The sequence below is a fragment of the Catenibacterium faecis genome (genome assembly GCF_014306455.1).
GTDB lineage: Bacteria > Bacillota_I > Bacilli_A > Erysipelotrichales > Coprobacillaceae > Catenibacterium > Catenibacterium mitsuoka_A.
Genome location: NZ_JACRWG010000033.1, coordinates 1 through 21,902, shown reverse-complemented (window position 1 = coordinate 21,902; position 21,902 = coordinate 1). Strand labels below are relative to the sequence as shown.

Genomic DNA, 21,902 nt, shown 5'->3' with positions numbered 1-21,902 from the left:
AATCACAGGAGGAGAAGAAAGATGAAATATGTAGTACTTGTAAGCCATGGTGAGTTTGCAAAGGGATTAGCCAATGCACTTAGCATGTTAGCTGGAGAAAAGAAAGAAGTCATTGCAGTTGGATTAGAAAATGGTAAAACTGCTGATGAATTCGCAGAAGTATTTAAGGAAGCAGTAAGTCCTATTACTGGAGAAGATGAAATCATTCTTCTTGGTGATTTAATTGGTGGATCACCATTAACTACTGCACTAAATGTAATCAATGAAAAAGGTTTAACAGATAATACAGTTGTCCTTGGTGGTATGAATCTTCCACTTGCATTAACTACAGTATTGATGAAGGATAACATGGATAAGGAAATGCTTCCTCAGGCAGTACTTGGTGAAGCACATGAAGCATTAAAAGAATTTAAACTCGCATCAGATGATGACGAAGAAGATGACATTTAAGGAGGAAAATAAATATGTCAGTTTCATTTATTCGTATTGATGACCGTATGATTCATGGTCAGACTTGTACTCGCTGGGCTAGAGAATATCCTTGTGATGGTTTAGTAGCAGTTAATGATAAAGCAGCAGATAACAGCGTATTAAAGGCTGCTTATAAAGCTGCAAGTGGTAAAAAGACATTTGTCTGGACACTTGATGCTTTTGCTAAGAAATCTCAGAAGGTATTAGACTCTGATACTCAGTATTTCTTAATCACTAAGAACCCTGTTGATATGGCTACAATCCTAGTAGATCAGGGATTCAAGTGTGGTATTGATACAGTTATTGTTGGTCCTTGTAATGACCGTGAAGGCGCTGTAAAGCTTGGTAATAACCAGTCTATTACTCAGGAAGAAGCAGATGCATTCGAAAGAATTTCTAAAGCAGGTTATAAAATCAAATTTGCCTTATTACCAGATGTTTCAATCGGTACATGGGATGACTTCAAAGGTAAATTCGGTTATTAACAAATATTATATTTAAGGGAGAAAGAAATTATGGAAATTAGTTGGTTTCAAGCTGCCCTACTTGGTTTATTTGCTTGTTTATCAAGTATGCCAGGTTTAGGTGGTACTTCTATTGGTAACTACACATTAGGTAGACCTTTAGTTGGTGGTTTAGTTTGTGGTATTATCTTAGGCGATTTAAAGACAGGTATTCTTGTTGGTATCGCTATGCAGTTAGTTTATATCGCATTAGTTACTCCTGGTGGAACAGTATCTGCAGACGTTCGTGCTGTCAGCTACATTGGTATTCCACTTGCAATGATTGCGATTCATTCTTATGGTTTAGATCCTTCTTCAGTTAAAGCTCAGGGTCTTGCTACTTCATTTGGTACAATGGTTGGTACATTAGGTACAGTATTATTCTATGGAACAGCGACTATCAACTTAGCATGGCAGCATATTGGCTGGACTGCAGTTGAAAAAGGTGATTTCAAGAAATTATATACAGTTGACTGGGTACTTCCTTGGATTTCACATATCATTTGTTCATTCATTCCAACATTAATCATGTGTAAAATGGGTGCACCAATGGTTGAATTAATCAAGAACTACTTACCAATGGATGGTCTTGCTATGAAGACTTTATTCACTGTTGGTTCATTATTACCATGTGTCGGAATTGCTATCTTATTAAAACAGATTGTTACTAAAGCAGTAGATTTCATCCCATTCTTCTTTGGCTTCACATTAGCTGCTTCACTTGGCATTAACTTAGTATCTGCAACATTAATTGCTGCATTATTCGCTTTAATCAATTACAAGATCAAAATGCTTTCTTTATCAAAAACAGCTGTTGTTGCTGCAGATGATTTAGATGATGATGACGAGGAGGATATCTAAAATGGAAAAGAAGATTTCAAAGAAAACTCTATCAAAATCATTCCATCATTGGTATTATGGTAACCTTACATGTTTCTCACAGGAACATATGCAGACTTTTGGTTATTTAACATCAATGTTACCAATTATCGAAGAGTTATATGACAAAAAAGAAGATCAGGCAAAAGCTTTAAAAACATATACAGCTTTCTTTAACACTGAACCTCAGTTAGGTACTGTTATCGTTGGTGTAACTGCTGGTCTTGAAGAAGCACGTGCAAACGGTGCTGATGACGTAGATGATGAAACAATCAATGGTTTACGTGCTGGTTTAATGGGTCCAATCGCTGGTATTGGTGACTCATTAGTTGTAGGTACTGTTATTCCTATCTTATTAGGTATCGCTTTAGGTATGAGTACTGGAGGTTCTCCTCTTGGTGCTATCTTCTATATCATCGTATGGAACTTATTCGCATACTTTGGTATGAAATTCTTATATTTCAAAGGTTATGAACTTGGTGGTAAAGCCGTAGACTTCTTAGTAGGTCCTCAGGGTGAAGCACTAAGAGAATCTATCACAATGCTTGGTGGTATCGTTATTGGTGCTGTTGCAGCTACTTGGGTAAGTATCAAAACTTCATTCACAATGACTGCAGCTGGTGCAACTAAACCTTTCTTAGAATTACAGAAAACATTAGATGGTGTTTATCCTGGATTCTTAACAGCAGTATTCGTTATTCTTTGCTGGTATCTATTAGCTAAGAAGAAAATGTCTCCTATCAAAGTAATGTTATTACTTGTAGTTGTTGCTTTCGTAGGTGTTGTTATCGGATTCTTCAACCCTGGATTAAAATACTAATATAAAGGAGCGTTCTATCATGAATAAAGAGCTTAAATCACATTATGTAGAAGAAGTAAAATATCAAACTAAGATGCTTAACAACCTAAAGAGATGGCTAAAGTGTTCAATCATTTTTTCCTCATTATTCCTTGCGTTCATTTTATTTGGACCTACATCTCTTATAACAAGAATCGTAGGTATTGTTGGTATGGTGCTTTGTGTAATCATATCTGTGATTATTGGGCTTGGAATTAGAAATGGTAGAAACAACGTCAATAAGATATTAGATTTAATTCAATAATCCTATCAACTTATAAATTTAGTTCTATGAGCATCACTGATTGTGATGCTCATTTTTTTGGAGGTAACAATATGTATCAATGTATATTAAGTGATATTGATGGCACATTACTTACAGATGACCATCATATGAGTCCTAAAACAAGAGACGCTATTAAATCTTTAGATATTCCTTTCTTACCTGTCTCTGCAAGAAGTCCAGAAGGTATCTATCCAATACTGAAAGAAAATGATATTGTTTGTCCAATGATCTGTTTTAGTGGAGGACTCATCTTAGATGAAAAGGGACAGGTATTATATGAAAATGGGATGAACTATAAACAGACAGAAGAAGTCATTACTTTTATTAAAGAAAAGAAGTTTGATTGTACTATTAATATTTATGCATTACATGATTGGTTGGTAGAGGATAAAGAAGATCCTCGTGTATTAAGAGAAGAACGTATAGTAAAAGCAGAAGCACAGAAAGGTACACTTTCTTCTTTAGATCCTTCTAGAAAAATACATAAGCTATTATGTATGTGTAATCCTCTTTATACAAAAGAGATAGAAAGAAGCTTAAAAGAAAGATTTCCTCATTGTTCTATTGCCTGTTCTTCAGACATCTTAATAGAAATCATGAATGAAGGAGTCACTAAAGCAGATGCCATTAATCATCTATGTGACTATTATTCTATTAATAAACAGGATATTGTCGCTTTTGGTGATAACTATAATGATAAAGAGATGTTAGAGAGTGTAGGAATGGGTATTGCGATGGGAAATGCACCTGATGATATTAAAAATATCGCAAATGACGTAACAAGTACCAATAATCAAGATGGCATTTTCAATGCCTTACAAAAATTAAATATTATATAGAAGAAATCTCCGAATAGTTGTAGTATAATGTAAGCAATTACGGAGGAATAAAATATGAAAAGATTATTGAATTGTACAACAAGTGAAATGCTTGCAATGAATGGAGAAGAATTAAAACAGTCTATTCTTGCATGTGAAGGAAGAACTGTCATGACTGAAACAGTAGTGGCTATTCCACCATTATTAGGAGATTTAACTAATGCGGAACTCGCTGTTTCTTTTGGTAGTGATATGGTTCTTTTAAACGTATTTGATTGCAATAATCCAGTGATCAATGGTTTGCCAGAATGTGATGAACCAGTTAAGAAGTTACAGGAATTAATTGGTAGACCAGTAGGGTGCAACCTTGAACCAGTAGACTTAGATGCTGATATGCTTGAAGAAAGACAGACAATTGCATCTGGTAGACAGGCAACTGCTGAAACATTTAAGAAAGCACAGGAATTAGGATTCAACTTCATCTGTTTAACAGGTAACCCAGGTGTTGGTGTATCTAATCATTCAATTGCAGCTGCAATTAAGGAAGCTAAGAAATATTTCAAGGGCTTAATTATTGCTGGTAAGATGCATGGCGCTGGTGTTAATGAACCAGTAGTAGATTTAGAATCTATTAAGGAATTCATTGATGCAGGTGCTGATGTTATCTTAATGCCAGCTGTAAATACTGTTCCAGGATTATCTGAAGCAACAGTTACTAAAGCATGTGAATATATTCATGCACATAACGCTTTAGCATTATCTGCAATCGGTACAAGCCAGGAAGGTGCAGATACTGAAACAGTCAGAGAAATCGCGATTGTGAATAAAAGATGTGGTGTAGACATTCAGCATATCGGTGATGCTGGATGGTGTGGTATGGCTTTACCTGAAAATATCATGACGTTAAGCGTTGCCATTAGAGGAAAAAGATGGACATATCATAAAATTGCTTCATCTGTAAACAGATAATTAGTAAGAATAGTATTTTTGATTGTATATAAATATTTAATTGTGCTATAATTCGTCGTAGGAGGATGATAATTAATGGATAAATTAACAATTAGAGATATTGATGTCGCAGGCAAGACAGTTCTTGTACGTGTAGATTTCAATGTACCAAGAGACAAAGACACAGGAGAAATTACAGACGATAACAGAGTTGTTGCTGCATTACCAACAATCAACTACTTATTAGATCACAACCCAAAGGCTGTTGTACTTTTCTCTCACTTAGGAAAGATCAAGAAGGAAGAAGACAAAGCTAAGAACGATATGGCTGTTGTTGCTCCTAAACTTGCTGAATTATTAGGAAGAGATGTTAAGTTCGTAAACGCTACTCGCGGTGCTGAACTTGAAGAAGCAGTAAAGAACGCTGAAAACGGACAGGTTATCTTAGTTCAGAACACTCGTTATGAAGCTGGTGAAACTAAGAACGATCCTGAATTAGGTGCTTACTGGGCATCACTTGGTGATGTATTCGTAGAAGATGCATTCGGTTCAGTTCATAGAGCTCATGCTTCAACTGTAGGAATCGCTGCTCACTTACCAGCAGTTGCAGGTTTCTTAGTAGAAAAGGAAATCGCTTATATTGGTAAGGCTGTATCTGATCCAGAAAGACCTTTAGTAGCTATCTTAGGTGGTTCTAAAGTATCTTCTAAGATTGGTGTAATTGAAAACTTATTAAACATTGCTGATAAGATCATTATCGGTGGTGGTATGTGCTATACTTTCGCTAAAGCTCAGGGACATACAGTTGGTTCTTCATTAGTTGAAGAAGATAAGGTAGACTTAGCTAAGTCATTCATCGAAAAGGGTGGAGATAAGTTAATCCTTCCAATCGACTCTGTAGTAAGCAGTAAGTTCGGTGAAGATGGTGATATCAAGGTTGTTGGTGAAGATGTACCAGAAGGATACATGGGTCTTGATATTGGTCCTAAGACTGTTGAATTATTTGCTAAAGAACTTGAAGGTGCTAAGACAGTTATCTGGAATGGCCCTATGGGTGTATTCGAAATGCCTAAGTTCGCAGAAGGTACTAAAGCTGTATGTAGCATGTTAGCTAACCTTAAGGGTGCTAACACTATCATCGGTGGTGGTGACTCTGCAGCTGCTGTTAAGCAGTTAGGATTCGCTGATAAGGTATCTCATATTTCTACTGGTGGAGGAGCATCATTAGAATATATGGAAGGTAAAGTATTACCAGGTATCGCTGCTATCAACGATAAATAATTTTTCGAGGAGATATAATTTAAAATGAGAAAACCAATTATTGTAGGAAACTGGAAAATGAACCATGGCATCGCAGAAACAAAGGAATTTGTTGCTGCTGTTGATGGTAAAGTAACTGATAAAGCTGATTGGGGTATCGCTACTCCTTTCTTAGATTTAGCAACTGCTAAAGAAGGCGCAAAGAACTTAATCGTTGCTGCTGAAAACTGCCATTTCAAAGACAGTGGTGCTTATACTGGTGAAGTAAGCGTTGGAATGTTAAAAGAAATCGGTGTTGAATGGGTTATCTTAGGACATTCTGAAAGAAGACAGTACTTCGGTGAAACTGATGAAACTGTTAACTTAAAGATGCTTCAGGTATTAAACAACGGTATGACTCCAATCGTTTGTGTTGGTGAATCTTTAGAAGAATATGAAGCTGGAAAGACTCATGATGTAGTTAAGACTCAGGTTGTTGCTGCATTCAAGGATGTTACAGCTGAAGCTGCTGAAAGAGTAGTTATCGCTTATGAACCAATCTGGGCTATCGGAACTGGTAAGACTGCAACTAATGAAATCGCAGAAGACGTTTGTGGTTACATTAGAGGTGTAGTTGCTGAACTTTATGGTCAGGACGTTGCTGAAAAAGTAAGAATTCAGTACGGAGGATCTGTAAAGCCTGCTACATTAAAAGCTTTACTTGAACAGCCTAACATCGATGGTGCTTTAGTTGGTGGAGCATCATTACAGGTTGAATCATACGTAGCTATGATTGAAGCTTTAAACGACTAATTATTTAAGAGATGATTCCTTTGGAATCATCTTTTTTTGTGTATGAAATACAAATGAGTGGTATACTATAACTAACTCATTGAAAGGAGCATGATTATGGCAGAAACAATGAAAGAACGTAAAGATATGGATCCACAATATATGTGGGATCTCTCAACACTTTTTAAAAACGATGAAGAATGGAATAACGCATTACCTGAACTTGATGAAATGATTAAGAAATTACCTGAATACCAGGGTAAACTCAATAATGCGAAAACAATCAGAGAATTCTTTGATTTTGATACACATCTAGGTAGAAAGTTATCTGATTTCTATTGTTATGCATCACTTAGAAATTGTGAAGATACAAGAGATAGTGACGCACAGGCAATGGAAGCAAAAGCGTATCAGGTCTATACAGCTTATGCAACTGCAATCAGCTTTGCTGAACCAGAAATCCTATCACTTGATGAAGAAGTTTTAGAATCAATTGTACATTCAGATGATTTAAAACCATATGCATTTAATATGCAGAAGTTATTAGATCAGAAGCCTCATGTATTAAGTGCAAAAGAAGAAGCACTTCTTGCCGCCTTTACAGAAACATTAGGGGCTCCTAGTAAGATTTCTGAAAGCTTACAGGATGCTGATATGACATTTGAATCAGTGACTGATTCAAATGGAGAAGTCCATGAACTTAATCAGTCTAACTATATTCTTTTACAGATGAGTGAAGACCGTACACTTAGATTAAATGCCTTTAAATCTTTCTATAAAGGATTCAAGCAGCATATTAATACTTTTGCTGCTACTTATAATGGCTGTATTAAAGAAGCAGTAGCAGAAGCACAGGTGAGACATTATGAGTCTTCACGTGCAATGAGCATGGCTTATGAACATGTACCTGGTGTAGTGTATGATAGTTTAGTAGATACAGTAAGAAAGTTCATGCCTGAAATGTATCGTTATGTACGTTTAAGAAAACAGATGCTTGGTTTAGATGAACTACACTATTATGATGTTTATACACCTCTAGTTGCAGGATCATCTAAGTCATATACTTATGAAGAAGCACAGCAGATGGTATTAGATGCAGTCACACCACTTGGTAAAGATTATGTCAATAGAGTAAAACAGGCTTATAAGGATAGATGGATTGATGTTTATCCTAATAATGGTAAACGTGGTGGTGCTTTCTCTAGTGGTACTTATGACTCTAATCCATACATCCTCACAAGCTTTACAGGCACATTAGATAGTGTTAGTACAATTGCCCATGAAATGGGTCATTCACAGCATACATGGCTTTCTAACCATACACAGACACCACAAAATGCAGACTATACACTCTTTGTGGCTGAAGTGGCTTCTACAGTCAATGAAAACTTACTTGTAGAACAGTTATTACAGAAGACAACTGAACCTAAAGAACGTTTAGCTTTATTAAACCATTATCTAGAAGGTTTCAAGGGAACAGTTTATCGTCAGACAATGTTTGCAGAATTTGAAAGAGATGCACATGCCATGGCAGAAAGAGGAGAAGCCATCACTGCAGCAAGCATGAATACATTATATAAGAACTTGATCAAAGATTATTTTGGTGAAGATCTAGTCATTGATGATGAAGTACAGTATGAATGGGCTAGAATTCCTCATTTCTATAGACCATTCTATGTATATAAGTATGCAACAAGTTATTGTGCAGCAGTTGCGCTAAGTGAAGCAATTCTTAATAATGAAGATGGTGCAGTAAAGAAATACTTAGAATTCTTATCAATGGGTGGTAGTGCTTATCCATTAGATGAATTAAAGCATGCAGGTGTAGATTTTAGTACACCAGAACCTGTATCTAGAGCTTTAACTAAGTTCAGTCAGATTCTAGATGATGTAGAAGAAACATTAAAGAAATTATAAGAATGAGAGATTAGCATGAATTTAAAAACAAAAAAATAATTTTTTCAATTTTGTTAATTATGTTAGTTCTAGGATTAATAGGATTGTATTCTTACTATAATTTTTAATATGCCGTGAGCAAGAAGTCATAGGACAACCCGAAAGGGTTGTTTTATTTTATGGTATAAGTAAGATAAAGAAAGCATTTATTGACTGTATAAATACACATAATATAGAGAACTGTTAACATAAAAGTACTAGTTATTTTGTATAAGAATCTTATTATATGAAATGAAACATCTAGAAAACTTGTTATGGATAGACCTGAGAAGTAAAGACGATTATCGATTACATTTTGGTGATACACCTATCACAAGATTAATTAGAAAGATAGTGGGATTAGATAGACAAGCAGCTATGGCTGAATTCTCACGTTTCTTAGATGATCAGAGCTTGAATTCTAGACAGATTCACTTTGTAGAGTTATTAGTAGATTATATTGTGAAGAATGGTTTCATTGAAGACAAGAAGGTTTTGTTACAGGATCCTTTCAAGTCAATTGGTAGTATGAGTGCCTTGTTTAAGGATAAGATGAATATTGCAAGAGAGATATTAAAGACTGTAGATACGTTCAGCGAAAGATGTTAAAAGAAAACGTTCACAATTTTGAGAGTATTCTATCACTATAAAAAATAATTATAATTTAAATTTTTGATATAAACTAAGCAGAAAAACACCTAATCGGATATCCCTAAACTGCAAACGTTTACAGTAAATGCATTCTACAAATTGTGTAAATTTTCACAAAAGTATGCTTGTTTTTTCACAAGAAGTCATGTATAGTGAACTTACAAAATATGAATAAGAAATATTTTGGTCAATGGAGGATATAAAAATGGCTGATAAGAAAGTCGAAAAGAAAGTTGAAGAATGGACAGAAGAAAAGACTGATGCTTGCATTGATGAGTTAGTTAATAACGCATTAACAGCATTAGACGAATTCGAAGGTTTTGACCAGGAAACTGTTGACTACATCGTAGCAAAGATGTCAGTTGCTGGTCTTGATAAGCACGGTGTTCTTGCAGAAGCTGCAGTAAAAGAAACTGGCCGTGGTGTATTTGAAGACAAAGCTGTTAAGAACTTATTCGCTTGTGAATATGTTACTAACAACATGCGTCATACAAAGACTGTAGGTATTATTAATGAAGATCCACTTACTGGTATCACTGAAATCGCTGAACCAGTTGGTGTTGTTTGTGGTATCGTTCCAGTAACAAACCCAACTTCTACAGTTATCTTTAAGTCTTTAATCGCTATGAAGACTAGAAACCCAATTATCTTCTCATTCCACCCAGGTGCTCATGACTGTTCAGTTATGGCTGCTAAGGTAATGTTAGATGCTGCAGTAAAAGCTGGTGCTCCTAAGAACGTAATCCAGTGGTTACCAATGAAAACTATGTATGCAACTAGTGCATTAATGAATCATCCAGGTGTTGCTACTATCTTAGCTACTGGTGGTAACGCAATGGTTAAGGCTGCTTACTCTTGTGGTAAACCTGCTTTAGGTGTAGGTGCTGGTAACGTTCCTGCATACGTAGAAAAGTCTTGTAAAATCAAAATGGCAGCAAACGATATTTATTTATCAAAATCATTCGATAATGGTATGATTTGTGCATCTGAACAGGTTGTTGTTGTAGATCACGAAATCTATGATGAATTCAAGAAAGAACTTGGTCGTTATCATGTACATTTCTGTAATGCTGAAGAAAAGAAGAAACTTGAACAGTTCATGTTCGGTGCAACAGCATACAGTGAAAACGTAAATGAAGCTAGATTAAACAGCATTGTTCCAGGTAAGAACGCTACTTGGATCGCTGAACAGGCTGGTTTCAAAGTAGCTGATGATGTTCAGATCTTAGTTTGCGAAGTTAAGGAAATCGGTCCTAATGAACCAATGACTAGAGAAAAACTTTCTCCAGTATTAGGTATGATCAAAGCAAACTCTACAGAAGATGGTATTGAAAAGGCTGCTCAGACTGTTGAATTCAACGGTTTAGGACATTCAGCTGCAATCCATACTACTAATCATGAAATTTCTAAAGCATTCGGTAAGAGAATCAAAGCTATCCGTATTATTGAAAACGCTCCATCTACATTCGGTGGTATCGGTTCAGTATACAATGCATTCTTACCTTCATTAACACTTGGTTGTGGTTCTTATGGTCATAACTCAGTATCAAACAACGTAAGTGCTATTAACTTACTAAATATTAAGAGAATAGGGAGACGTAACAACAATATGCAATGGGTTAAACTTCCTCCAAAGATTTATTTCGAAAGAAATTCAATCAGATATCTTAGAGATATGAAGGAAATGAAGAAAGCAATGATCGTTACAGACAGAGGTATGTATGACCTTGGTTATGTAGGAAAGATCGAAGATGTTATCAAGAGAAGACGTAACAAAGTAGACGTTGACTTATTCATCGACGTTGAACCAGATCCATCTTTAGATATGACTCTTAAGGGTCTTGAAATCATGAAGAGCTTCCAGCCTGATACAATCATCGCTATCGGTGGTGGATCTTCAATGGATGCTGCTAAAGTTATGTGGTTAATGTATGAACATCCAGAAGTTAACTTCGATGACATCAAGCAGAAATTCATGGATATCAGAAAGAGAGCATTCAAGTTCCCAGAACTTGGTAAGAAAGCTAAGTTAGTATGTATCCCAACTACTTCAGGTACAGGTTCAGAAGTAACTCCATTCGCAGTTATCACTGATACTAAGGAAAACAAGAAATATCCATTAACTGACTACGCTTTAACTCCAACAATCGCTATTGTTGACCCTGAATTCGCTATGTCTATGCCACCAAAAATCGCTGCAGATACTGGTATCGACGTATTAACTCATGCTGTTGAAGCATATGTTTCAATCTTAGCTTCTGACTTCACTGATGGTTGGGCTAAACAGGCTGTTAAGTTAGTATTCGAAAACCTTGAAAAGTCAGTACTTGAAGGTGATCCTGATGCTAGAATTAAGATGCATAACGCTGCATCAATCGCAGGTATGGCATTCGCTAACGCATTCTTAGGAATGAACCACTCATTAGCTCATAAGATCGGTGGAGAATGGCATATTCCTCATGGACGTACTAACGGTATGTTATTACCACATGTAATCAGATACAATGGTACAGTTCCAACTAAGTTAAACATCTGGCCAAAGATCGAAGACTATAAGGCAGATAAGAAATATAGAGAATTAGCAGAATTAATCGGCTTACATCCAAAGACTGATGCAGAAGGTGTTGAAATGTTCGCACAGGCTGTTGAAAAATTATGGGTAAAAGTTGGTGGTGCTGTAAACGTTAAGTCACAGAACATCAGCAAAGCTGATTGGGAAGAATCAGTACATAGAATCGCTATGAACGCATACGAAGACCAGTGTACTCCTGCTAACCCAAGAATGCCTATGGTTAAAGATATGGAAGCTATCCTAGAAACAATCTACGATTACGAATCTCCATTCGCTAAGAAATAATTCTTAAAACCACTAAGAGGAAAGCCTTACGGCTCTCCTCTTTTTTGTGTTAAATTATGTTAAATAAAAACGGTTGTTGACTCATTATAATAAAATGACTAAAATGGTCTGTCGGAGGACACTGTCATGAAACATAAACGTTATCTATTCTTATTAGTTGCAGCTGTCGCTTTCATTATTCAATTAATCGATATCATTTCTTATACAATCAAGTTTTCTATTACACAGACATTTGTGCTTGTTATTATACAGATGATTGGTTTAGTAGGTTATGCTTATGACGCAAGAAATGTAGTAAAGAATAAAAGAAGAATGTTCTATATACTTCATAGCATCGCATTCATCATCTACCTTATAAATCTTACTTATCAATTGTTCCTTAACCCGGCATTAAGACATGTTAAAGTTGTAAGTAGTGTGAATATCAGTCCATTAAAGACAATACTTCTTTATTACACAGCTTATGAAAGACATACATTACCTATTAAGAATATCATTCTGAATATGATTGGGAACGTCATGTTGTTCATGCCTTTTGGTTATTTTGTATATGTCTTGTTTAAATCAATGCGTTCATTTCTACCTTATTTCCTCTTTTTCTTATTCATGATTATAGGAGTAGAATGTATTCAGTATATAGGAAAGGTTGGTTCAGCAGATATAGATGATATCATTCTGAATATGAGCGGCGTACTGATTCTATATATTGTATTGAAAATCCCATTCATTAAAAAATTATTTTAAAGTCAAAAAATCACAAGTATTACACATCTTTTCTGTTACAATAATTGTATAAGAAAGAGGTGAATCTTGTGCTTTTTATTTTTCTACTATTGTTGTTCTTATATTTGTTCCTAACAAGATACTACATCACTGAAGATGTGATTGTAAAAGAAGTCCTTGAAGATAAGATCATATTTGAATCAGAACTTGGTAAAGAAATTGTACTCAAAGTAACAAAACCTCATGAATATCTAGAAGGACAAAAGGGACAAGTCTCATTCCATGGAGAAAGAATTGTATCATTTCAAAAAGCAGCCTAGAAGGGCTGCTTTTAGTTTAGATGACGTTAAAATGTTTTAAGGCATTATAGATGCCATCATCTTCAATATCAGTTGTAATATACGTTACATAATCAAATAGAACAGGATTAGAATTACCCATAGCTACTGATTCCTTAGTATAAGTCAACATTGGTAGATCATTGGTAGAATCACCAATGGAAATACAATCATCAATAGAAGCACCAATGAGATCAATAAATGTCTGAATACCTGTTGCTTTAGAACATGCTTTAGGAACTACTTCAATGAAGTCTTCAGCACGCTGGATATATTCTAAATCATCTTTAAATGCATCCTTAAATGCTTCAATATCATCTTTTGGTGTATACCATGCAGTGAACTTATCAAAATTAGGTTCATCATCTTTATGATATACAGGAACATTTACTTTAATATCACTATAATGTTCTTTGATTTCCTGAACTGTCTTTGACTTGATTGTTTCAGGGAAATAAATAGATTCAGGACCTTCTAATACGGCATCAATATCTAATTCAATAGCTTTATTCACAATTCCTTTCTTTAATTCTGAAGGAAGTTTAGCATGATAGATTTCTTTACCATGATAGTAGATATTAGTCCCACAACCACAGATATAACCATCTAATCCTAATTCTTTAATTACATCTTCTATAATACAAATAGTACGTCCTGTATTCACCATCAGGATATGTCCATTATCCTGAGCTAGTTTAATTGCTTTCTTTGTGCTTTCAGGAACAGTAAAGTCTGTTTCTGTAGATAAAGTACCATCGATATCAAAAAATATAACTTTTCTACTCATAAATATTCTCCTCGTTTTATAAACTAAACCACAAATAATTACATATGTCAACTCCCTCTCAATTCTTGAAAATGCCACATGTTAGCGCATTAATTTACTATCAAGCGACATTGAATAGAAACCTAATATGTGATAAGATTAAATAAGATTCAGAAAGGATTGAGAATATGTATAAGATTGTAAAAAAAGAAGTACTTAATGACGTTGTACAGTTAATGGAAGTACATGCGCCAATGGTTGCAAGAAAATGTGAACCAGGTCAGTTTATTATTTTACGTGTAGGAGAAGATGGAGAAAGAATCCCTCTTACAATTGCTGATTATGATAGAGAAAAGGAAACAATCACAATAATTTATCAGATTGTAGGTTACTCTACTAAACAGCTTGCTAAGTTAGAAGAAGGAGACTATATCACTGACTTCGTAGGTCCTCTTGGTGTCCCTACTCATCTTGAAAAGAAGGATCACGTGATCGGTGTAGCTGGTGGTGTGGGTAGTGCACCATTATTCCCACAGTTAAGAAAATTAGCTGAACTTGGTACTAAGGTTGATGTAATCATTGGTGGACGTGAAGAACAGTATGTATTATGGGCAGATCGTTTTAAAGAATTCTGTGATAATGTATATATCGCAACAAATGATGGTTCTGTAGGTACAAAAGGTTTTGTTACTGATGTATTAACTGATTTACTTGATAAGGGTGAAAAGTATGATGAAGTTATTGCAATTGGACCAGTTGTAATGATGAAGGCAGTTGTTGGAGTAACTAAGCCTAGAGATATTAAGACAATGGTTTCACTTAACCCAATCATGATTGATGGTACTGGTATGTGTGGATGCTGCCGTGTAACTGTTGATGGTAAGATCAAGTTCGCCTGCGTTGATGGACCAGACTTTGATGGTTTAAATGTTGACTTTGATGAATTAATGGCAAGACAGAGAATGTTCAAGGAAGAAGAACATCTTGTTGACAGCAATGCAGACCGTATGTGTAACTTAATGAAGGGGGTTAAATAATATGCCTAATATGTCAAATAAAAAGGTAGAAATGCCTTCTCAGGAACCTGAAATTCGTGCAACTAACTTTAAAGAAGTTGCTTTAGGATATACAAAAGAAATGGCTCAGGAAGAAGCAGCTCGTTGCTTAAACTGTAAAAAGCCTCGCTGTGTGGATGGATGTCCAGTAAATGTACCTATCCCTCATTTTATTCAGGAAGTAGTGAATGGTGATTTTGAAAAAGCTTATGAAATCATCACTACAGAAAATGCTTTACCTGCAATCTGTGGTCGTGTATGTCCACAGGAAAACCAGTGTGAAGGTAAATGTATTAGAGGTATCAAGGGTGAATCAGTTGCCATTGGTAGACTTGAAAGATTCGTTGCTGATTATCACAGAGATCATGGTAAACCAACTGAAACTAAGATTGAAAAGAACGGTAAGAAAGTGGCTATTGTAGGTTCAGGACCTTCAGGTATCTCATGTGCAGGCGAACTTGCTAAACGTGGTTATGATGTAACAGTATTTGAAGCATTACATAAAACTGGTGGTGTATTATCTTATGGTATTCCAGAATTCCGTTTACCAAAAGATTTAGTACAGGCTGAAATTGATGGCGTTGCAGATTTAGGTGTTAAGTTTGAAACAAACGTTGTAGTAGGTCGTTCTATCACAATTGATGAATTACAGGAAAGTGGCTATGATGCTGTATTCGTAGGTGCTGGTGCTGGTTTACCTCGTTTCCAGGGTATTCCAGGTGAAAACCTTGATGGTGTTTATGCTGCAAACGAATTCTTAACTCGTGTTAACTTAATGAAGGGTTATGAATTCCCTAAACATCCTACTCCAGTTAAAGTGGCTGATACAGTATGTGTTGTAGGTGCTGGTAACGTAGCTATGGATGCTGCAAGAACTGCTAAGAGACTTGGTGCTAAGAACGTATATATCGTATATCGTCGTAGTGATGCTGAAATTCCTGCACGTGCTGAAGAAGTACATCATGCTAAGGAAGAAGGTATTATCTTCAAGTTATTAACTAATCCAGTTGCTGTTCATGGTGACAATGGTTCAGTTAAAGCTCTTGAATGTGTAGAAATGGAATTAGGAGAACCAGATGCATCTGGTAGAAGAAGACCAATTGCAAAAGAAGGCACTAACTTTACTATTGATTGTGGAACAGTTGTTATCGCAATCGGTCAGTCTCCAAACCCATTAATTAGACAGACTACTCCTGGTCTTGATTGCCAGAAGTGGGGTGGTATCATCGTTGAAGAAGAAACTAACCATACATCTAAAGAAGGCGTATGGGCTGGTGGTGACGTTGTAACTGGTGCTGCTACTGTAATTCTTGCTATGGGTGCTGGTAAAAAAGCAGCTAAGGCTATTGATGAAAAATTAAGTGGTGAATAAATGTATTGTACACGATGTGGTAAAGAGTTAGAGGAAGATGCAAAGTTCTGTCCTAATTGTGGAGAACCTGTCAGATTAGAAAATAGAACAGACTACACAACTATGGAAGACTATGCTTCTAGTAATGGCTATACAAGTCCTTATTATGAAGAAGATCGTGCCTCTATTGGTTTATGTATTATTTCATTCCTATTCCCTTTTATGGGTGTTATCTTCTTCTTTATGAAAAGAAGAATGACACCTAATAAGGCAAAAGCATGTTTAATTACAGGAATCGTTAGCTTTATATTGAATATTATTGCAACTTATGCATTATTATTAAACACAGGAATCAGAATCTTTTGATTCCTGTGTTTTTCATACTTGTAAAGTAACAGTTTGATTTAGTAAAATAGAGGAATGGAGGTGTTACTCATGCCAAAAGGTATTTCAATTATGTCTCAATTATTAAGTATTGTAAATTATGGTGATGGTAAAGAAGTGAATGTTGATATAGCTAAGACTATATTACAGAATTATCATAAGATTCCAGAATTGACTATTTTTGATTTGGCTGATTTGTGTTATGTGTCGTCTTCATCTATTACAAGATTTGTGAGAACACTTGGGTATGATAGTTATAAACAATTTAAGAATGATATAGATAATACACTTACTATTGATGTAGATTATTCTAAACGTATCAACATGGCAACTGCTGAAGACTTAAAGCCCATTTATCAAAGATATACTGAAAATGTTATAGAGAATATACAATTCACTTTTGAACATATTGATTATCGTCAATTAAATAGAGTATGTGAAATGATCTATCAGGCGAAGGAAATTGCTTTATTTGGTTTAGAATATGCAAATTATGTAGGTATTCATTTCCAAAATAAGATGGCAAGTTTAAATCGTTTGATTCAATTAGGTGTTTCTGATGAAAAACAATTAGAACTTGCAAAAAATATTGCACCACATTCACTAGTATTCATCATCTCATTAGAAGGAAGTTTCTTTTATCGTAATACAGAGATTATTGATATATTGACAGAAAAAGAATGTAAGATTGTGGCTATATCTATGATTACAGTTGGCAAACTTATTAGTGCATGTGATGAAGTCATCTTATGCAATAAGACAAATAGTAATACTGAAGGACGTATTACTCTTATGTATACAATTGAGTTGATTATTATTTACTACTATATTAACTATTCACATATATAAAAAATTTCATAAACTGAAATTATGCTGGAGAATATGACATCTTCAGCATTTTTTTGACGAAAAAAATAAGTCACCCTTGTATTAAGATATCAGTGGGAGGAAAAAGAATATGAAAAACAAAGAATTTCCTAAAGACTTCTTATGGGGTGCTTCTACAAGTGCCTTTCAAGTAGAAGGCGGTTTTAATGAAGAAAGAGGTATTGCGAATAGCGACATGCGTCATATACCAGATGGTTTGGCAGACTATAAAACTGCCTCAGATCATTATCACCATGTCAAAGAAGATGTACAATTAATGAAAGAACTTGGTATGAAGGTATACCGCTTTTCATTCTTCTGGTCAAGAATTATGCCAGATGGTGAAAATGTGAATCAGAATGGCTTGAACTTCTACCATGAGTTGATTGATGAGCTTCTTGCAAATGGTATTCAGCCATTTCCTACACTTTATCATTTTGAAATGCCTTATGCATTGATTGAAAAGTATGGAGGATGGAAGAGTAGAAAATGTGTAGATGCATATGTAAAATATGCCAGAATCTGTTTTAAAGAATTTGGATCAAAGGTTAAAATGTGGGCAACTATTAATGAACAGATGTGTGCTACAGCACCAGATGATATGAATATGAATCTTGAAAAAGATCCACATTTAAGACAGAAGAATCTTTATCAGATGTCATATCATATGACATTAGCAGAAAAGATTGCGACAAGTTATTTTAAAGAAATGGTACCTGATGGAAAAATTGGTCATGTAGTTGCTATGCAGGTGATTTATCCAGCAACATCCGCACCAGAAGATGTGCTTGCTGCAAAGAATGCAGAGGATGAAGTGCAGTGGAGTTTCCTGGATTTATCTATTAAGGGACACTACTCTCATCACTTTACAAAATATTTGAAGGATAGAGATGTTTATCCAGAAATGAATGAAGAAGATCTCCATTATCTTAAAGAAAATCATCCAGATTTCATTGGTGTAAACTATTATGCAAGCTGCACAGTCAGAGCTAAATATCCAGAAGATGAATGTACAAGAATGCCACCATTTTATATCAGTGATCAGTTCTATGTTGTGAATAATGAAAAATTGAAACCAACAGAATGGATGCATTTTGGAATTGATCCAGATGGTCTATATATTGGAATTAGAAATCTCTATGACAGATATGAATTACCAATGATTATTACTGAAAATGGTATGGCTTATACAGATAAAATAGAAGAAGATGGTTCAATAAATGATATTTATCGTATTGATTATCTGACAAAACATATTAATCAGTGTTATAAGCTGATTGAAGAAGGTTATCCGCTTTTTGGATATTGTCCTTGGTCATTTTTAGATGTTGTTAGTTCACATGAAGGATTTAATAAGCGTTATGGTCTTGTCTATGTGGACCGTACAAATAGAGATGTAAAATCATGTGCACGTATTAAGAAGAACAGTTTTTACTGGTATAAGAATGTTATTAAGAATAATGGATTCAAAGGAGAATAAATATGAACAAGTTTATACAATTCATGGAACAAAAATTTATTCCAGTTGCAAATAAAATATCTAGAATTAAAGCATTGCAGGCAGTATCAGGAGGTTCTATGTCACTTCTAGGTGTTATCATGGTAGGAGCAATTTTTTCGGTTTTAACTTCTATCACATGGGCACCTTATCAGAATTTCTTAAAGGCAACACACTTATTGACTATCATTAATTTTGTACCTAATGTCACTACAGAGCTTATTGGCTTATTTATGGCATTCTCTATTGCATATAATGGGGCTAAGGTTTATGGCATTGAGAAGAATGCATTTAATACAGGAGTAATCTCTTTAGTGGCATTCATTCTATTAGCACCTATTACTGTACAACGACAGGGTATGGTATCAAATAATATGTTTAATGCGGCTTATTTTGGACCAAAAGCTGTTATTTCAGCAATTGTTGTTTCATTGATTGTCATTCAGATTATGAAGTTCTTTATGAATAAGAATATTACAATCAAGATGCCAGAAGGTGTTCCACCAATGGTCAGCAATTCATTCACTTCATTAATCCCAGCAGTTGTCATTGTATTAGTGTTTGGACTTGTAAAATATGGTTTCTCTGTCACTCATTTTAAGACATTTAATGATTTTATCTATACAATCATTCAGACACCATTACAGTCTCTAGTAGGAAGTTTCCCTGCATTTATCTTATTATTAGTTATTGCCCAATTATTATGGTTCTTCGGTATTCATGGATCACAGACAGTTTTACCAATTCTTATTCCAGTTTGGTTAGGCTATATGTCAGAAAACACAGCTTCACTTGCAGCAGGACATGGGATTGTCCATACTATTAACTTTGGCTTATGGGATTTAGCTTGTATTGGTGGTTGTGGTGCGACAATTGGTTTAGTTATTATGATGTTCTTTACAGCTAAGAGTGAAAGATATAAAGCATTTGGTAAAATTACTTTCCCTTGTGGAATTTTCAGTGTCAATGAACCACTTATCTTTGGTTTACCACTTATGTTGAATGTCATGACAATCATTCCATTTATTGTATGCCCAATCGTTGTATCATCTGTAGGTTACTTACTCATGAAACTTCATATCATTGCGCCTTATGTTGGTATTCTTGGTACAGGATCTCTTCCACCATTTATACATGGTATGGTAAATGGAAGCGTGAGTGCAGGTATCTATGAACTTGTTGCAGTTGTTCTATCATGTATTATCTGGTATCCATTCTTTAAGATGTTAGATAAACAGGCATTAGAAGAAGAAAATAGAATCAAGGAAGAAAAAGCAAATGATTAATATACTAGAATATTCAGATATTACATTCCCAGAAGATTTTTTATGGGGTGCTACTACTGCAGGACAACAGATTGAAGGTAACAATAATTCATTTTATGATGATAAGGAGATTGCACCTAAGTTTGCATACGGTGGTGTACCTTATCAAATGGCAGGACGTGCATGTAATAGCTATGAAATGTACAAAGAGGATATCGCATTACTCAAGAAGATGCATTTAAACTCATATCGTATGTCTTTGGAATGGTCACGTATTGAACCAGTAGAAGGTCAGTTTGATGAAAAAGAGATTGAACATTATAGAGATGTCTTGAAAGAATTAAAGAAGAATAACATTAAGGTATGTTTAACACTTCATCATAATTCACATCCTGTCTGGTTTCACCAGTTAGGTGCATTTAAAACTATGGATAATCTTGATTATTTCTTAAGATATGTTGAGAAGGTTGTTCCGGAGTTTGATGAGTATGTTGAATGCTGGCTCATTATCAATGAGATGAACATTGTCTTCGAATATACAATTGAAGAAAGTATCAATTTACTTCAGTATCATGCTAAGGCATATCATGTCATTAAGAAATATTCAAATAAGCCTGTCTCATCTCCAATGAACTATGCAGAAAAGAAACCTATGAGAGGTGTCACAGATAAGCCAGATCAGATCATGGCAGATTATATAGATTATATGGAAAATGAATTCTTCCTACATGCAATAAGAACAGGGGAGATCGTTGTACCATTCCATGATGCTGTTTATATGCCTGAATTAAAGGATACATGTGATTTCTGGGCAGTGAATGTTTATACAAGACAGCTGATTAATAGTAGAAAAGCAATGTTTAGATTTGATCGCTATGAAGCAAGCAGTATTCACAGTTTAGATGTTCCATATTTTAGTGATGATATTTGCCCCGAGGTTGTATTCCATTGTCTCAATAGATTAAAGGATAAACCAGTTCTCATTACTGAAAATGGTATTGCTTGCAAAAATGATAAATATCGTGTCATTTACATTGCGGCTGTATTACAAGCTGTCAAGCAGGCGATAGATAGTGGTGTGAAAGTATTAGGTTATCTTCATTGGTCATTATTAGATAACTGGGAATGGGGCACTTATACACCAACATTTGGATTAGCTTCAGTTAATCATGAAACTTATGAAAGAACACTTAAACCAAGTGGATATTTCTATGGTGAAATAGTAGAAAATAATGCCCTCACACTTGATATTATTAAAAAATACTATTCAAATAACATATAGGCACCTTTAAAATGATATGATGACCTCCCAGTAGACAGTGCAAATAATTAAAAGCACTGTTTGCTGAGGAGGTTTTCTTATGGGAAGAAAAAGTAAGTTTTCAAAAGAACAAAAAATTGAAATATGTAGAAGATACTTAGATGGCAGTGAATCAGT

The 21,902-nt window shown here is 34.9% G+C and carries 22 protein-coding genes; 21 read left to right on the top strand and 1 reads right to left on the bottom strand.

The annotated features are described in order from the left end of the window. The first annotated feature begins 21 nt into the window (after window positions 1-21). The 14 genes from H8909_RS08305 (at window position 22) to H8909_RS08240 (ending at window position 13,260) form a co-directional block, all read left to right on the top strand. Window positions 22-450, top strand: coding sequence for a PTS sugar transporter subunit IIA (locus tag H8909_RS08305; protein WP_022425265.1), 429 nt, complete (start codon window positions 22-24; stop codon window positions 448-450). A 14-nt stretch (window positions 451-464) separates the two neighbouring features. Further along, window positions 465-956, top strand: coding sequence for a PTS sugar transporter subunit IIB (locus H8909_RS08300; RefSeq protein ID WP_117458485.1), 492 nt, complete (start codon window positions 465-467; stop codon window positions 954-956). A 30-nt stretch (window positions 957-986) separates the two neighbouring features. Further along, window positions 987-1,835 (top strand): PTS mannose/fructose/sorbose/N-acetylgalactosamine transporter subunit IIC, encoded by an 849-nt coding sequence (locus H8909_RS08295; RefSeq protein WP_006507020.1) that lies wholly within the window; start codon window positions 987-989, stop codon window positions 1,833-1,835. Window position 1,836: 1 nt separating this feature from the next. Then, window positions 1,837-2,673, top strand: a complete 837-nt coding sequence (locus H8909_RS08290) for a PTS system mannose/fructose/sorbose family transporter subunit IID (protein ID WP_187012495.1) — start codon at window positions 1,837-1,839, stop codon at window positions 2,671-2,673. A 19-nt stretch (window positions 2,674-2,692) separates the two neighbouring features. After that, a complete protein-coding gene (locus H8909_RS08285; protein WP_129981105.1) occupies window positions 2,693-2,956 on the top strand; it encodes a hypothetical protein in 264 nt (87 codons plus the stop codon). 71 nt (window positions 2,957-3,027) lie between these two features. Further along, complete coding sequence (locus H8909_RS08280; protein WP_187012494.1) at window positions 3,028-3,816, top strand: Cof-type HAD-IIB family hydrolase; 789 nt, start codon at window positions 3,028-3,030, stop codon at window positions 3,814-3,816. 54 nt (window positions 3,817-3,870) lie between these two features. Next, window positions 3,871-4,764 (top strand): DUF7916 family protein, encoded by an 894-nt coding sequence (locus tag H8909_RS08275; protein ID WP_187012493.1) that lies wholly within the window; start codon window positions 3,871-3,873, stop codon window positions 4,762-4,764. 75 nt (window positions 4,765-4,839) lie between these two features. Beyond that, a complete protein-coding gene (locus tag H8909_RS08270) occupies window positions 4,840-6,024 on the top strand; it encodes a phosphoglycerate kinase (protein WP_117458491.1) in 1,185 nt (394 codons plus the stop codon). A 24-nt stretch (window positions 6,025-6,048) separates the two neighbouring features. Beyond that, entirely contained in the window at window positions 6,049-6,795 is a 747-nt protein-coding gene (gene tpiA / locus H8909_RS08265; RefSeq protein WP_022425257.1) for a triose-phosphate isomerase, read from the top strand. Window positions 6,796-6,891: 96 nt separating this feature from the next. Next, the gene (gene pepF / locus H8909_RS08260) at window positions 6,892-8,691 is read left to right on the top strand and encodes an oligoendopeptidase F (RefSeq protein ID WP_187012492.1); all 1,800 of its coding nucleotides are present in this window, start codon (window positions 6,892-6,894) and stop codon (window positions 8,689-8,691) included. A gap of 270 nt (window positions 8,692-8,961) precedes the next feature. After that, window positions 8,962-9,318 (top strand): type I restriction-modification enzyme R subunit C-terminal domain-containing protein, encoded by a 357-nt coding sequence (locus H8909_RS08255; RefSeq protein WP_238928251.1) that lies wholly within the window; start codon window positions 8,962-8,964, stop codon window positions 9,316-9,318. A gap of 247 nt (window positions 9,319-9,565) precedes the next feature. After that, window positions 9,566-12,217 (top strand): bifunctional acetaldehyde-CoA/alcohol dehydrogenase, encoded by a 2,652-nt coding sequence (gene adhE, locus H8909_RS08250; RefSeq protein ID WP_187012491.1) that lies wholly within the window; start codon window positions 9,566-9,568, stop codon window positions 12,215-12,217. A 126-nt stretch (window positions 12,218-12,343) separates the two neighbouring features. Continuing rightward, entirely contained in the window at window positions 12,344-12,961 is a 618-nt protein-coding gene (locus tag H8909_RS08245; RefSeq protein ID WP_187012490.1) for a VanZ family protein, read from the top strand. Window positions 12,962-13,029: 68 nt separating this feature from the next. Continuing rightward, on the top strand, window positions 13,030-13,260 hold the full coding sequence (locus tag H8909_RS08240) for a hypothetical protein (protein WP_022425252.1): 231 nt from the start codon (window positions 13,030-13,032) through the stop codon (window positions 13,258-13,260). A gap of 16 nt (window positions 13,261-13,276) precedes the next feature. Here the strand turns inward: H8909_RS08240 and H8909_RS08235 are convergent, their stop codons facing one another. Then, entirely contained in the window at window positions 13,277-14,065 is a 789-nt protein-coding gene (locus H8909_RS08235) for an HAD family hydrolase (RefSeq protein WP_187012489.1), read from the bottom strand. A gap of 167 nt (window positions 14,066-14,232) precedes the next feature. Between H8909_RS08235 and H8909_RS08230 the strand changes: the two genes are divergently transcribed. From H8909_RS08230 to H8909_RS08200, 7 genes are all read left to right on the top strand, one after another. Continuing rightward, complete coding sequence (locus H8909_RS08230) at window positions 14,233-15,081, top strand: sulfide/dihydroorotate dehydrogenase-like FAD/NAD-binding protein (protein WP_117458509.1); 849 nt, start codon at window positions 14,233-14,235, stop codon at window positions 15,079-15,081. A gap of 1 nt (window position 15,082) precedes the next feature. After that, a complete protein-coding gene (gltA, locus tag H8909_RS08225; RefSeq protein ID WP_022425249.1) occupies window positions 15,083-16,471 on the top strand; it encodes an NADPH-dependent glutamate synthase in 1,389 nt (462 codons plus the stop codon). Next, complete coding sequence (locus H8909_RS08220) at window positions 16,472-16,816, top strand: zinc-ribbon domain-containing protein (protein ID WP_187012488.1); 345 nt, start codon at window positions 16,472-16,474, stop codon at window positions 16,814-16,816. It abuts the gene before it with no gap. 69 nt (window positions 16,817-16,885) lie between these two features. After that, window positions 16,886-17,683 (top strand): MurR/RpiR family transcriptional regulator, encoded by a 798-nt coding sequence (locus H8909_RS08215; protein ID WP_187012487.1) that lies wholly within the window; start codon window positions 16,886-16,888, stop codon window positions 17,681-17,683. Window positions 17,684-17,792: 109 nt separating this feature from the next. Beyond that, on the top strand, window positions 17,793-19,181 hold the full coding sequence (locus H8909_RS08210) for a glycoside hydrolase family 1 protein (RefSeq protein ID WP_187012486.1): 1,389 nt from the start codon (window positions 17,793-17,795) through the stop codon (window positions 19,179-19,181). 2 nt (window positions 19,182-19,183) lie between these two features. Beyond that, the gene (locus H8909_RS08205; RefSeq protein ID WP_187012485.1) at window positions 19,184-20,485 is read left to right on the top strand and encodes a PTS sugar transporter subunit IIC; all 1,302 of its coding nucleotides are present in this window, start codon (window positions 19,184-19,186) and stop codon (window positions 20,483-20,485) included. Continuing rightward, on the top strand, window positions 20,478-21,746 hold the full coding sequence (locus tag H8909_RS08200) for a glycoside hydrolase family 1 protein (protein WP_187012484.1): 1,269 nt from the start codon (window positions 20,478-20,480) through the stop codon (window positions 21,744-21,746). The genes H8909_RS08205 and H8909_RS08200 overlap by 8 nt, the downstream gene beginning before the upstream one ends. Window positions 21,747-21,902 lie beyond the last annotated feature (156 nt).

What these genes read in the sequence shown, in the direction of transcription:
- H8909_RS08305 (WP_022425265.1), top strand. Translation starts at nt 22, where the DNA reads ATGAAATATGTAGTACTTGTAAGCCATGGTGAGTTTGCAAAGGGATTA.
- H8909_RS08300 (WP_117458485.1), top strand. Translation starts at nt 465, where the DNA reads ATGTCAGTTTCATTTATTCGTATTGATGACCGTATGATTCATGGTCAG.
- H8909_RS08295 (WP_006507020.1), top strand. Translation starts at nt 987, where the DNA reads ATGGAAATTAGTTGGTTTCAAGCTGCCCTACTTGGTTTATTTGCTTGT.
- H8909_RS08290 (WP_187012495.1), top strand. Translation starts at nt 1,837, where the DNA reads ATGGAAAAGAAGATTTCAAAGAAAACTCTATCAAAATCATTCCATCAT.
- H8909_RS08285 (WP_129981105.1), top strand. Translation starts at nt 2,693, where the DNA reads ATGAATAAAGAGCTTAAATCACATTATGTAGAAGAAGTAAAATATCAA.
- H8909_RS08280 (WP_187012494.1), top strand. Translation starts at nt 3,028, where the DNA reads ATGTATCAATGTATATTAAGTGATATTGATGGCACATTACTTACAGAT.
- H8909_RS08275 (WP_187012493.1), top strand. Translation starts at nt 3,871, where the DNA reads ATGAAAAGATTATTGAATTGTACAACAAGTGAAATGCTTGCAATGAAT.
- H8909_RS08270 (WP_117458491.1), top strand. Translation starts at nt 4,840, where the DNA reads ATGGATAAATTAACAATTAGAGATATTGATGTCGCAGGCAAGACAGTT.
- tpiA (WP_022425257.1), top strand. Translation starts at nt 6,049, where the DNA reads ATGAGAAAACCAATTATTGTAGGAAACTGGAAAATGAACCATGGCATC.
- pepF (WP_187012492.1), top strand. Translation starts at nt 6,892, where the DNA reads ATGGCAGAAACAATGAAAGAACGTAAAGATATGGATCCACAATATATG.
- H8909_RS08255 (WP_238928251.1), top strand. Translation starts at nt 8,962, where the DNA reads ATGAAACATCTAGAAAACTTGTTATGGATAGACCTGAGAAGTAAAGAC.
- adhE (WP_187012491.1), top strand. Translation starts at nt 9,566, where the DNA reads ATGGCTGATAAGAAAGTCGAAAAGAAAGTTGAAGAATGGACAGAAGAA.
- H8909_RS08245 (WP_187012490.1), top strand. Translation starts at nt 12,344, where the DNA reads ATGAAACATAAACGTTATCTATTCTTATTAGTTGCAGCTGTCGCTTTC.
- H8909_RS08235 (WP_187012489.1), bottom strand. Translation starts at nt 14,065, where the DNA reads ATGAGTAGAAAAGTTATATTTTTTGATATCGATGGTACTTTATCTACA.
- H8909_RS08230 (WP_117458509.1), top strand. Translation starts at nt 14,233, where the DNA reads ATGTATAAGATTGTAAAAAAAGAAGTACTTAATGACGTTGTACAGTTA.
- gltA (WP_022425249.1), top strand. Translation starts at nt 15,083, where the DNA reads ATGCCTAATATGTCAAATAAAAAGGTAGAAATGCCTTCTCAGGAACCT.
- H8909_RS08220 (WP_187012488.1), top strand. Translation starts at nt 16,472, where the DNA reads ATGTATTGTACACGATGTGGTAAAGAGTTAGAGGAAGATGCAAAGTTC.
- H8909_RS08215 (WP_187012487.1), top strand. Translation starts at nt 16,886, where the DNA reads ATGCCAAAAGGTATTTCAATTATGTCTCAATTATTAAGTATTGTAAAT.
- H8909_RS08210 (WP_187012486.1), top strand. Translation starts at nt 17,793, where the DNA reads ATGAAAAACAAAGAATTTCCTAAAGACTTCTTATGGGGTGCTTCTACA.
- H8909_RS08205 (WP_187012485.1), top strand. Translation starts at nt 19,184, where the DNA reads ATGAACAAGTTTATACAATTCATGGAACAAAAATTTATTCCAGTTGCA.
- H8909_RS08200 (WP_187012484.1), top strand. Translation starts at nt 20,478, where the DNA reads ATGATTAATATACTAGAATATTCAGATATTACATTCCCAGAAGATTTT.